8 protein-coding genes are annotated in these 12,999 nt (G+C 41.0%); 4 read left to right on the top strand and 4 right to left on the bottom strand.

Annotation, left to right across the window (positions count from 1 at the left end; all coding sequences use genetic code 11):
- Positions 1-12: 12 nt before the first annotated feature.
- From cas3 to B0X70_RS04115, 4 genes are all read right to left on the bottom strand, one after another.
- A complete protein-coding gene (gene cas3, locus B0X70_RS04130; RefSeq protein WP_217470942.1) occupies positions 13-2,730 on the bottom strand; it encodes a CRISPR-associated helicase Cas3' in 2,718 nt (905 codons plus the stop codon).
- Between the two features lie 519 nt (positions 2,731-3,249).
- Positions 3,250-4,605: a Fic family protein gene (locus B0X70_RS04125; RefSeq protein ID WP_105395840.1), complete on the bottom strand. Its 1,356-nt coding sequence runs from the start codon at positions 4,603-4,605 to the stop codon at positions 3,250-3,252.
- A gap of 155 nt (positions 4,606-4,760) precedes the next feature.
- A complete protein-coding gene (locus tag B0X70_RS04120; protein WP_217470941.1) occupies positions 4,761-5,312 on the bottom strand; it encodes a dihydrofolate reductase family protein in 552 nt (183 codons plus the stop codon).
- Between the two features lie 292 nt (positions 5,313-5,604).
- Positions 5,605-6,636, bottom strand: coding sequence for a hypothetical protein (locus tag B0X70_RS04115; RefSeq protein WP_046395580.1), 1,032 nt, complete (start codon positions 6,634-6,636; stop codon positions 5,605-5,607).
- Between the two features lie 482 nt (positions 6,637-7,118).
- Here B0X70_RS04115 and B0X70_RS04110 point away from each other — a divergent pair, with 482 nt between their 5' ends.
- The 4 genes from B0X70_RS04110 (at position 7,119) to B0X70_RS04095 (ending at position 12,926) form a co-directional block, all read left to right on the top strand.
- Complete coding sequence (locus tag B0X70_RS04110; protein ID WP_046395581.1) at positions 7,119-7,628, top strand: sigma-70 family RNA polymerase sigma factor; 510 nt, start codon at positions 7,119-7,121, stop codon at positions 7,626-7,628.
- On the top strand, positions 7,607-8,620 hold the full coding sequence (locus B0X70_RS04105) for a FecR domain-containing protein (protein WP_217470940.1): 1,014 nt from the start codon (positions 7,607-7,609) through the stop codon (positions 8,618-8,620). Before B0X70_RS04110 ends, B0X70_RS04105 begins: the two co-directional genes overlap by 22 nt.
- Before the next feature lie 86 nt (positions 8,621-8,706).
- Positions 8,707-11,310: a TonB-dependent receptor gene (locus B0X70_RS04100; RefSeq protein WP_217470939.1), complete on the top strand. Its 2,604-nt coding sequence runs from the start codon at positions 8,707-8,709 to the stop codon at positions 11,308-11,310.
- Positions 11,311-11,798: 488 nt separating this feature from the next.
- Positions 11,799-12,926 (top strand): PLL family lectin, encoded by a 1,128-nt coding sequence (locus B0X70_RS04095; RefSeq protein WP_217470938.1) that lies wholly within the window; start codon positions 11,799-11,801, stop codon positions 12,924-12,926.
- The last annotated feature ends 73 nt before the right edge of the window (positions 12,927-12,999 follow it).

The raw sequence follows: 12,999 nt of genomic DNA, 5'->3' as shown, positions 1-12,999 counted from the left end.
CACCTCCTGCTTTTATCTTTCACAAAAGCCTATTGTTGAAGAATAGGTAAAATTCGGATCTTGTTCCGGCAACCAAGGTCGCAAATATCTAATTTGGTAATATCTCTGTTGCAAGGCATTGAGAGCGGGTATTAACGCTGTTGGAATTGGCGCTAATTTATTTGCATACTTATTTCTGGATAATTTAATCGTACTCAGCGACACTGAAAATTCGCCGGAATTTACCCAAGGCACCAGTTGTCCTGAATCATTTTTTTTCAGTAATAACACCTCAACAGTTTCAATATCACTGTAGCGAGCATTAATATCGGAATCATCTTCATACCAACGATCAGCACTGCGATCACAATAACCATATAATTGCCACTGTAACCAAAAAGATTTAGCTTTAGCTGTCTGACTTCGCTCCTCGTCAATAAATTCATTCCCTTGGTGTTTTAACACTTCCGGCGCTTGCTCATAGGCATGACCATAAACCGCTTCAATTAATTGGCGAGTTTCCGTAGGCATACGTATAGCACCTAATTTTCTCAACACGCGCATGCTTAACCACAGACGGACAGGCGAGCGATAAACACATTGCGTGTTACGAAAATTATAGCTTAACCAATCTGATCCAGGTTGCTCCCGCCATTCAGGCGCGTGAACAAACAATATTGGCGCAGGGCGTGAATCTTTAATACCCCATCGATAGATACCATCGCTATCGCGGGTGTGGCGATGCAAACGCCCGGCTCGCTGAATAAGATCATCAATAGGACAAATATCTGAAATCATGACATCGGCATCAGTATCTAAACTCTCCTGAAATATTTGTGTGGCGATTAATGCTTTGCCCCGCCGCATTTCACCCTGACTATTTTTACCAAAAATAGTCATAACATGATTTTCAATCTCTTTCCGATGCTGCAAGATAAACTGGCTATGAAATAATAGACAGCGCTCAGGTTCAGTAAGCAAACTTTGCAGTGTCTGATAAGCTTCAATAGCATCATCAACGGTATTTCTTATCCAAACGACACATTGCCCTTGTACAATGGCGGCTAATACTTTTTCAACACAACTACTAAAGCTATTTAAGAAATCAACTTTCACTTCCCGGCTAACATCTTTTCGGCTTGATAACGGTTGTTCAATAACGGGCGATACGGCATTTAAACTTATTTTTGTTGCTAAAGGAAAATCCGTTTTTTGTAATAATTGAGAACTTAGTCCACCGGCATTCAGCCAAATATCCGTTAAACGTTGACGCTGTTTAAAGGTCAATGTTGCTGTCAATAAAATGGCTGAACCGCCCTGATAAAGATGCAGCGCTAATAAATTTTCCAGCAAATTAAACATAAATTCATCAGCAGCATGGACTTCATCAACGATGAGTACTTTACGATTAAGCCCAAATAATCTCAGTGATTGATAACGCCTTGGCAATACAGCCAATAAAGCCTGATCAATTGCTCCGATTCCAACAGGCGCCAACAGCGCTTGCTTACGTGGGTCCGCTAACCATTGATTACACTGCGCCGAAGAGGGAATATCTGTTTTACCATAGTTTCTATCTGGATGACCTAACGCCAAAACGGGTTCACGAAATTGATTATTCATCTCCCGCATACCATGAGCTAAAACGATATTTGGTTTACTATCATCCTCTATCGATAGCATTTGCTGGTAATGTTTAGCAATGCGGCTAAATATTGCATTAGACGATGCCATTGTAGGCAAACCAAAATAAAAACCATCAGCGGCTTTTGCCTGCATTAAACGGTGTGTAAGCGCAAGCGCCGCTTCTGTTTTCCCAGCCCCGGCAACATCTTCCAAAATAAACAGTTGAGGAGAATGATCTACAGATATTGATTCGGCCCACTGTTGCAATGGTGTTGCGGCAAAACCGTAATATTCCTGGATGGAAATAAACGGCTTAACTACCGGCTCTTTATCTAAATTGGCCGCCATAACCGCCTTTTTTGCCATTGCTTGAGCATGTTTCCAATAATCAGCTAATGGTATAGGCTCAGATTGATACGTAAAATAATGATTATCAGAACCAATCCAATCCGCCAATATTGCAATACCCGCAAACTGCCAACTCACTTGTTCCAGTCGCCGTCGCCACTCTTTGGATTGTAATTTTTCAATGGGAAACTCAGGTTGAAATAATTCAACCAAATGATGTGCAAAAAGTGTGGCAGCATTAAGGTTATGAGGTTCAATAAAACGTTTAATCGCTTTATAGTTTGTTTTATCAATTGGCCGACCGTGATGCCCTAATACACAATCCATGAATACCATTAAGGTATCAAACATCTCTCGCTGTTCTCTTCGCTCGACACCTTCAATATCAACCAGTCTATTAAGTAATTCCGTTTTGATATTTTCCCAGAAATATAACCCTATACGATCATGACAAAAATAACGGCCACCAGACTCTTTAGGGCAATCTGGTCGATGCAGACCCACTGCCAGACCGGGAAGTAATTTTTGAAAAGCAGATGCAAATTTACCAATATCGTGCAAAGCCAATATAAAAGAGACTATGCTTTGTAGCTGCTGCGTAGATAACGCTAAAAAATTAGCGAGATCTCTAGTTAACGATCTTTCTAAAGAGAGTAACTGCATTCCTACCGCAGCAACATCTAAACAATGGTAAGGAAGCAGATGATAATCTGCACTATCAACCTCTAAGACTCGCTTCGCCTTACCCCAGTATTGAAAATAAATCGGCATTTCCATCTGAAATCCTTACTTAAACATCTGTTTTACCTATTTTTAGAACATAATGCGAAAATTTAGATCAGAAAAATACTAGTTTCTGTTTTTTTAGGATAATTCTGTATAAAAACTCATTACCTAAACAGACGAATTTTTGACCTATCTCTGAGCATAAGCCAGAATTGAAGCGACATCGTAGTGCAAGGAGCCGTTTAACCGGGTAGCCAACCTACATTTATCCATTTGATAAATAAAGATAATCACATGTAATGTCTGTACCCGTTTTACCAAAGGTTCATTTACACTGATAACCCTGCGTATATGATGTCAGGCCAAGGTGAGATGAAAATACTGACGGGTGTTTAGCGATGTCAATTACTATTATTTCGTAAATCGATCTGAATCCTTATCTGTATAAGTTTAAGCCCTGATACGACGGCATAACGAAAGCGCTAATTAATAGCTTCTCTAAGATAATGGCGTAATTAACCCGGAAATTTTTTATGGTCATTTAGCTATTCAATAGCGTGAATACAAAGACTATCGGTGTTTTCCTTTCCATTTTTCAAATTGCGAAGGTCGGAGGCTATATCTTGCCAACACACCTTCATGCAATCGCCGTAGTTCTTCAATAACCAATGCCTTTAATGTGTCATGCTCAGATTGGCTTAATTCATCGGAAATTAATTTATCTATAACGTCAATTGAATCCATCTCAGGTTTGGCAACTACCTGATAAACGATCTGCTTAATCACATTTCGATATTGTAATCTTAACGGATCTGGTGCGGTGATTCCCTGCGTGACAGCCAAATATTCTTGGGCAGAACGCTCATAAGCCCATAGATAAAGATCCCGTAGCAATTCAACTCGAGTCATTTCATAAATACCAAGCATTGCACGGCTATATGCCTCTTCCGGTACATCGACAAAAGTTAACGGACACAGATTTGAACGAATCAACGGCAAATTAGCCGCCAGACGGGAAGTTCGCTTATTTACATCGGCAAAAGGTTGTAAATACGGCAAGTGGACCATCATAAAAAAGGATTGCTCAAACGGATCTGATATAGCTCGTGCTTTCCCGAGCAACGAATTTAAAACTTCACTGATATGGGCCTCACCAAATAACGGTCTGAAAACACTTTTTCCTATTTCAACTTGATGTTGACGGATACGTCCTTCATAGACAGGATTAGATAATAAATTTTCAGATAATGCACTGTGTAAATTGAGAACGGTATATCGATTAAAATCGAGTTCCTCAATACCATCGACAAGTAATTCAATAGCGGCTTTATGATTTAGGATCATTTGAGTTTCAATAGCGTTTTTTCCTACCGCAATTTTTCCATATTCAATCAACTTCACCGTATCCAATCGACTGTAAGTGTTTCCTTCCAAATAGCTTGAAGCCCACGATAAATCAATGAGCAAGCGATCCAAAATAGCTCTACCATAAGTTCCCGCTGGCTGTGAGATTTGTTTCGTATCTCCAATTCTCCAAAGCTGATTACGAATTGGAACCGACAGATAATAAGTGACATTCGGCTCATATGATTCCAGAAACTCTCGCTGATAACCGACAGGCGTCCTCGCTTTGATGGGTTGATCAATATAACGAAGAATATCCTTACTATCCTCAGACAGTGGAATATAGCTTGGGAAATTATCCGATCTATCCGCTACCGAATCTGATGTTTCCTCCGTAGCGATAACATAGCGGCGACTTCGACCTTCACCCAATATCTGTACTTTCTTATCTTCAACAAGTCGCCCCAACCAACGTTGAACAGTCCTTCTAGGAACAGAGGGATACTCCGCCAATAAATCCGAAACAGACATAGGTTGTGATGCAACACACAAGGTTTCATAAATATCAGTCATTGAACTCATAACGCACCAACAGATTCCAGTTAGAATACTGGCGCGATTATGGCGCAATTCAGATAATCGCGCCACTTTTGCGCCATCAATATGGCGCGATTAATGTGAACAATACATATGTCTGTAGCGTTGAACCAGTTTAAATGAACATGACAGCAGTAATCTTATTTACGGGGTAGGATTGCATCAACATCTAGCAAGCTTTCAATCGCGCCGCTACGTAAAAAACGTTGAGTCTTAGGCGTAACATGTACTTTTTCACTCACAGGAAGAACCTCAACGCCCGCACCTAAAAATACCGGAATCGTGGTTAAGAATATTTGCTGTAATTCACCAGCCTCAGCAAAATACGCAGCGGTTTTACCTCCCCCGACTAACCAGACATCTTTACCATTAGCCACTTTCTTCGCCCTGGCAGCAATAGCTCTTACTGTTTCATTGGTTATGGTGATATTCAACCGTTCAGGCGTTGACAGCGCCCTATGAGAAAGAACGAAAGCGGGAATATTTTTGTATGGCCAATCACCCGGTGAGTTTGCCATTATCCATTCGTATGTTTTTGACCCCATAATTACAGCGCCAATACCTCGATAAAAATCATCATAAGGTGTTGCATCATCCCCAAGCACAAACTCATATAACCAATCCAGCCCATTGTTTTTATTAGCAATATAACCATCTATTGTCGCAGCGACGTAATAAATTAATTTCGGCATTATTACCTTCCTATTAAACACGATGTTAAAACGCTATACGCCCAGATTAATGATAGTTGAAATATTTTCTCCAATAAACATATGAAAAAGAAAAACACTAAAACATTACTTCCATATCCGAAAACGTAAATTCTATTATTCAATATCGCTTGGTCAAAGATATGAAAAATTCAAGAAATTAAAATAAAAAGTAAAATAAATCATTTAGCTAATAAAATAAGACCAGATACGGAAATATAATATCCATTGGCACCTTAACACTTGATGATGAAAAATAGCTTATCTATAAAAGCTAACTTTCATCATCCATAATATTGTCATAGAAGCGATATTCAGGAACTTTAGCCTCATTAATCGTGCCAATTCTTACTGGCAAATGACCATACGAATGACATAATAATTTTATATAATTCCAATATTCCCGCTCTGTTTCTATATGCTCTATCAGTGGATCAAAAGCACCATCATAAAATTCAACATTTAATTCTCTACCATCATTACCTCCATTAATATTTCCACTACTATTTTCTTGTTGATTAATATACTCTTTATTATCCTTTTCGTTATTCATATTTCCGCGATCTATAATTTCTAACATCTCTTTTATCATCTCTAAACTATGACAAGCTGTTTGCGGTGAGTTATAGAATAATCCATCATTAAAAATAGCTTCCATCAATTCATAAAATGCGAACGAGGTTGTTCCCTGTATATATTTGATATTTCTATTATCATATATACCAAAACATTTATCATTCAAGATATCCGTATTATTATCATCATAGCCAATTAATATTTGCCTGTCACTGGCAATGATCGGAATATTTTTAATTTCGTGGATATATTCACTGATACTATAATGCTCTTTATCTCCTTTTCTATAACCCGATGCCATACACACCGATTCAATATTAAAATATTTTGTTGGCGTATGTTCACGATTAAAGTATTCAGACAGTTTTTCATTATCTTTCATATCTTTTCGCTGATATACCCGATGAACCGATGTGATTCTCTGAATACTAATCCAATCAAATATCGGCTCTTCTTGCGAAGGTTTTCTAATCTCTGCAATATAAGCGGCAATATCAATTTCCAACCAAGCGCTCAACATAGCCTGCCACGGTTCTATCGCGAGAAATATATTTGATATTGTCACTCCTTTTTCTATGATGACTTTATTTCTGAAATATTTCAGGAAAAAGAACGGATCATTTTTCCCTAGCTGTTCCTGAACTGACAACATCGGTACAGCTATTGCCATATCGTAATCTGAGCGAAATCTCAGAATCGAATCAACACAAATAATTAAAGTACCTTCCATCTTATCCCTCGTTAATTTAAGCTTTTCATATATTAACCACTGTAATTCTTATATATACACCCCTCTATTATAGTCATATATCTGGATTTTGCTATTTTTGAACATCAGATTTATTATTCCAACCACCTACATTACATCAATATTAAAAGATAGTTACATGATATATTAGGCACACATCAATAAATACGACACCATATTAATTTACCCTAAACATAAAATTATTAAAACTTTCCCTTAGTGAAAATATTTTTAATATTAAATTCAACCAGAAATTATTTAAATTCTCGATCCCTGTTTAAGGCTCTTATAATTTCCCCCTGTCAATCACGAACAAAACTACAAATTAATTCATTAACTTGCTTTATAGTAAATAAAAATGTATTTGATCAGCCGCTTCGCACCCATTATTCATTGGTAACGGAAAACAATTACCTGTAACATACCAGAATGATAATGATTTGCATTTACATTGATAGCTTGACATGAAAATGACCGTTAATGTTTCAGACACTCAACAGATCCAGTGCATGTACATCCACAATCATGATTGGCTATTTCGTTGGCTTAAGCATCGTCTTAACTGTGATGAAACCGCCGCAGACCTGACCCAAGATACTTTTGTTAAATTACTTCGTTCACCTTTACCACAGCAACTTAATGAACCCCGTGCCTACATCGTCACCATTGCCAAAGGGTTGATGGTTAACTGGTACCGCCGCCGCTCACTTGAACAATCTTATCTGGATTTACTCGTCAGTCTGCCTGAACCGCTCATTCCCGCACCAGAGCAAAAACTTATCATCCTCGAAACGCTTCAGGAAATTGATATCATGCTGAATCAACTCCCCACGCCAGTGCAAACTGTCTTTTTACTTTCCCAGATAGAAGGAATGAAGTATGAAGATATTGCAAATCAGATGAATATTTCGCTGTCCACAGTAAAACGTTATATGAAACAAGGCTTTTATCAATGCCTGATAGCAATGGCATAAGAGGGATTGGTTTGACTTTCACTGATAAATCTTCTTCATCAAGTACACCTTCTGAAACGATACTTGCCGAAGCCGCAGAATGGCTGACCGTTTTGCATGATAGCCACGCCAGCGAAGCTGATCGAAATGCCTGTGCTGCCTGGTGTGCACAAAGTCCAGAACATGCTCAAGCCTGGGAACGGGCGCAATGTCTGTTAGCACGGTTACACCATCTACCACCACATATCGCCTCACCGTTGTTAAACAACAAACAGACCTTCTCCCGTCGGGAAGCCATCAGAAAGCTTACACTCATGTTGTTAATACCGGCTGGCGCATCATCACTCTTCTGGCAATCTGATCAATTTCAGCTTCTCACCGGCGATTATCACACTGCAACGGGGCAAATTCAGCGTTGGTCATTACCGGATAACAGTCAAGTGACTTTAAATACACAAAGCTCAACAGATGTTCATTATGACGATACCCAACGGCTTATTGGTTTAAAGCTAGGGGAAATCTATATTGAAACTCATAAAGATAGCCGCTATCCGGCTCGCCCATTTCAGGTACAAACTCAACAAGGCGTTATTGTGGCATTGGGCACAAAATTCAGCGTTCGCCAACAAGCCTCACATACTCAGGTGGAAATAATAGAAGGAGCGGTTCGCATTACGCCAGATAACGGTTTGCCGCACATACTGCATGCTGGAGAGGCAACCCATTTCACTCAATTCGCCGTTGCCCCACAACATCCCCGTTCAACGGCGTCTTTAAGCTGGTTACAGGGCATGATGGTAGCTGATAACTTGCCGCTGGCAACGGTGGTTACTGAACTGAATCGCTATCGTTCCGGTGTCATCCGTTGTGATGATAAAGTGGCGAATTTGCGGGTTTCTGGTGCTTTTCCCATACGGGATACGGATCTGGCGCTGCATATGCTATTACAAACTTATCCGCTCTCAATGCGCAGCTTGACCCGCTATTGGATTACCCTCTATTCATCCAGTTAATAAAAATAATCATTTTTACTGACACTTTTTTCAATCTCATACGGCATAGAAATAAAAGAAGTTTAAAAAGTTATGGAGAACTTACTATGCCATATCAAAAAATTACTATGCCATATCATATTGACTGCCGAGATTCACAACCACATTGGCAAAAAAAGTCTTTAGTCGCTCTGTTATTATCATTAATACTGCTGCCGGCACGTTCCCTTTACGCTACCACACCAGCAGATACTCTCTATTCCGTTCATATTCCACCAGGTTCATTAGGCAATTCGTTGTCCCACTTTGCGGCGCAAACCGGTACCGCGCTCTCTTTCGATCCGAATTTAACCAACGGGCTAACAGCACCTTCATTAAACGGCAGTTTTACTGCTCATCAGGGTTTAGTTCAACTGCTCACAGGCAGTCATTTACAACTGTCCCAACGTACCGATGGCAGTTATACGCTGGTAAAAATGACAAAGAAGATGACCACCAAAGGTGTAGTCGTACTAAATCCCCTTACAGTAGCAGGCAATCGCGGATACTCAGGTAATGAACCATTGCGGTTCGACAGTACCACTATCAAAGGTAAAGATATTGAAAAATTCGGTGTGATCCACCCTGTCGATATTTTTAAAACCACACCGGGAGTATTATCCGGCGAAGCACGCAGTTCAGGCAGCCTGGATGTGAATATCCGGGGCTTGCAAGGACAAGGCCGAGTCTTAACCACAGTTGACGGCGCATCTAACCAGACCGCGCTATACCGTGGTTATCAAGGTGTCTCCAACCGTTCCTTTATTGATCCCGATTTCATTGGCCGGGTAGATATCAATAAAGGCCCGACAGGAAAAGGCGGCATGGGAGCTATTGGGGGAACGGTGGAGATAAAAACCATTGAAGCCAGTGATATCCTCCTTGACGGACAAAAGGTAGGGCTTCGCCTGAAAGGAAGTCTGTTGAGCAACCATTCCAATCCTGACGATTATCAACGCAATGACTGGCCTTCCCCCTCAAAAAACTCTCTTTTCGACGCTAAGAATCGCACCGGGAGTATTGTTTTCGCGATGGCCGAACCTTCCTATGAATTGCTGTTTGGCGCTTCTCAGCGCAAGCGGGGCAATTACCACTCAGGCAAACACGGACCGGGCGCTAAGGAACGTGGAATGCCAGGTTATTTGTGTGAGAGTGATCCACAAGATTGTCGCATTCCACAATTCAGTGAACAGATGGCCGGTTATTCGCTGTATGCAATGGGGGATGCCGTCCCTAACACTTCTGAAGATAGCCAGTCATTACTGGGTAAAGGAAAAGTTCGTTTTGGCGATGGTCATGAAATTTCCGCTATCATTAGCCATTACCAAAATCTCTACGGCGAATCCTATGTCGCGGATATGGCAAACCTGAGCCAAACATTTATGATCTTGGAACAGGGGCCACTGACACGGCTCAACATGAACAGGCACAGCCTCAACTATAAATGGGAACCTGCGTCAAATCCCTGGATTAATTTGGATATCGGAATATGGCAAACACGGGTTAACGACCGCCCTCGAACCACAAATAATACCCTCGGTGATAAAAAATTCATGCGCACAGTAGGGGTGAATTTGAGTAACACCTCATTATTTGAACTCTCAATGCAAGATATTGAGTTGAACTACGGCGCCAGCTTTATTCGTGAACGCACAGGCCCCAGCGCAGGTAAATGGGAACATGCCGTTAATCGGGAAGGAGAGCGTAAAGAAGGCCGTTTTTTCCTGAGCGGGAATTATATGCTTGCCGACCGTCTGACCCTAATGGGCGGGTGGGATTTTAAGTCCTATCAGATCGAAGATTACAGTCCAGCTCGTCCGGGTAGCTCTTGGTTACCACAGCTCACCTCTGGGAAAGTCAACAATAAGCGAGACCATGCTCACGGCTATTGGGTAGGTACTAAGCTTGAACTTAATCATGAAACAGCACTGCACGCCAAATATGCCTATGCCCCACGTTTTCCATCAATGGTTGAAGGTATTCGCGGCTACATGATGAGTGTTGACGATCATATAAAACCTGAAATTTCAAAAAATATCGAAGTCGGGCTGACCTCACGCTTCCCGAATATCATTGCTCAAAATGATAGCTTCGATATTAAAATGTCCTACTTTGATAATCGGGTAAAGGACTATATCAGCCGAGCATGGATGGATGATTACTGGAGTATGTACATCAGTAATATTAAAGAAGCAAAGTTTGCCGGATTGGAATTGTCGAGTGTTTACCATAGCGATCACTTTGATGCGCGTTTATCGATGAATTACTACACAAAAGTCAAATTCTGTACGGAAAATGAAGGATGCATCGCACGTAGTCTCCCTTCGGATTATGCGACTAATCACATTCCGCCTAAATATGCGGTATCACTCGATCTGACACAACGATTCTTAAATGACAATGTATCTGTCAACGCCAGAGTTTCCCATTATGGCCAACGATCTGTACCAGCAGAAAAACCAGGACGCGGTTCTGCTCCTTTGTTGGCGCCCATTATCTGGCGGCCTGCAACTGTAGCCGATATCTCTCTAACTGCCCGTATAAATAAGCATGTCGAATTTGAGTTCGGCGTGGATAATGTATTCGACAAATATTATATCCAGCCTCTTAACCTCGGCTATATCCCTTCACCGGGAAGAACATTTCGTGCCGGTATCACAACTTATTTTTAAATTCATTCGTTAAGCTGGTCAATAATCTGTGGCATATCCATGATATGCCACTTTCTGGTAAAAGAATGTAATTAAGGTTAGAGCAATATATCAATATAAATTATTTTCTCTTATTTCTCTGGAATTAATACAACTTTCAAAATTAAAGCTCGCCACTGGTTTGAATTATTGTATAAATACAACATGCTATCTGATATTTTCAATGAAGTTAAAACAATTTTAAAAATATATTTAAAATATAACTTAGATGAAACTTTAAATAATGAAATAGTTTACATGTAATTAATTGTTTTTAAATGATCGTATGTAAAAATATACATCAGCCTATAGAGATCTATAATATACAATCATATCTTATCGATAATTTAATTGTCATAAGTTAATTCCAAATAAAACATTAGCTATTATTTTTTAAGAAAAATCAAAACATTGATTATTAAATGACTATTTTATGAATATAAAAAATTATTTTTAACAAGGATATACACATGAAAAAAGAACCGATTAAAACATCAAATCCAGATAATACCGAATCATCTGATGCAAATGAGGTTGAAATCGAAAACCCTACTATCGCGGCGTCTGGCATTGTCTCAGTGGCGAATACCTCTGATGGTCGGATCGAAGTTTTCTGTGTGGGTGGTGACAACGTAGTATGGCGCAACGGGCAAACAACACATACAGGTTCCTCCTGGACCGGTTGGACCTCACTTGGCTTAACAGCGACCAGCAAACCCGCCGCTTACCTCAATTCAGATGGTCGATTAGAAGTATTCGTACGTGGCTCCGATAATGCGCTGTGGCATAACTGGCAAACCGCCCCCAACGCCGGTTGGTCAGGTTGGCAATCTTTAGGCGGAGCAATCACCAGTAACCCTGCGGTGTATATCAACGCCGATGGTCGGCTTGAAGTCTTTGCCCGTGGCTCCGATAACACACTCTGGCACATCTGGCAAACCGCTCCCCACTCCAATCCGTGGTCAAGCTGGTATTCTCTAGGCCAAGTGATCACCAGTAACCCAGCAGTCCATATCAATTCCGATGGTCGGCTTGAGGTCTTTGCCCGCGGTGCCGATAACGCACTCTGGCACATCTGGCAAACTGCTCCCCATACCGGTTATTGGTCAAGCTGGCAATCATTAGGCGGCATTCTCACCAGCGATCCTGTGGTTGTCCTCACTGTTGATGGTCGACTAGAGGTTTTTGTACGCGGCAGCGATAACGCACTCCACCACATCTGGCAAACCGCTCCCCATTCCAATCAGTGGTCTAACTGGGTTTCATTAGGTGGCTTACACACCAGCGCCCCTGCGGTGGTGAAGAATTCCGATGGTCGGCTTGAAGTCTTTGCACGCGGCGCCAACAAAGAACTTTCACTCTACCACATCTGGCAAACTGACACTTATTCTGGTTCATGGTCAGGCTGGGCCTTATTGTATGGAGGACTCACCAGCGCCCCAGATGTCACGAAGAACGCTGACGGCCGACTTGATGTCTTTGTGCGCGATAGCGGTAATGGACTCCACCACATCTGGCAAACTGTTCCCCATTCCAATCAGTGGTCTGATTGGACATCCCTAGGGGGAACATTAATCGACGCCTCAGCAATAAAATAATCTGAAAGGAGACAGATTCGCACAACACATGCGTAATTTTCTGGCCCGATGCATTGAGAAAACATTCACTACT

It is taken from the genome of Photorhabdus akhurstii (assembly GCF_019090985.1).
Taxonomy (GTDB): domain Bacteria; phylum Pseudomonadota; class Gammaproteobacteria; order Enterobacterales; family Enterobacteriaceae; genus Photorhabdus; species Photorhabdus akhurstii.
The sequence above is the reverse complement of the archived record's forward strand: the minus strand, read 5'-3'. Positions and strand labels throughout refer to the sequence as shown.

What these genes read in the sequence shown, in the direction of transcription:
- B0X70_RS04120 (WP_217470941.1), bottom strand. Translation starts at nt 5,312, where the DNA reads ATGCCGAAATTAATTTATTACGTCGCTGCGACAATAGATGGTTATATT.
- B0X70_RS04115 (WP_046395580.1), bottom strand. Translation starts at nt 6,636, where the DNA reads ATGGAAGGTACTTTAATTATTTGTGTTGATTCGATTCTGAGATTTCGC.
- B0X70_RS04095 (WP_217470938.1), top strand. Translation starts at nt 11,799, where the DNA reads ATGAAAAAAGAACCGATTAAAACATCAAATCCAGATAATACCGAATCA.
- B0X70_RS04105 (WP_217470940.1), top strand. Translation starts at nt 7,607, where the DNA reads ATGCCTGATAGCAATGGCATAAGAGGGATTGGTTTGACTTTCACTGAT.
- B0X70_RS04100 (WP_217470939.1), top strand. Translation starts at nt 8,707, where the DNA reads ATGCCATATCAAAAAATTACTATGCCATATCATATTGACTGCCGAGAT.
- B0X70_RS04125 (WP_105395840.1), bottom strand. Translation starts at nt 4,605, where the DNA reads ATGAGTTCAATGACTGATATTTATGAAACCTTGTGTGTTGCATCACAA.
- B0X70_RS04110 (WP_046395581.1), top strand. Translation starts at nt 7,119, where the DNA reads ATGAAAATGACCGTTAATGTTTCAGACACTCAACAGATCCAGTGCATG.
- cas3 (WP_217470942.1), bottom strand. Translation starts at nt 2,730, where the DNA reads ATGGAAATGCCGATTTATTTTCAATACTGGGGTAAGGCGAAGCGAGTC.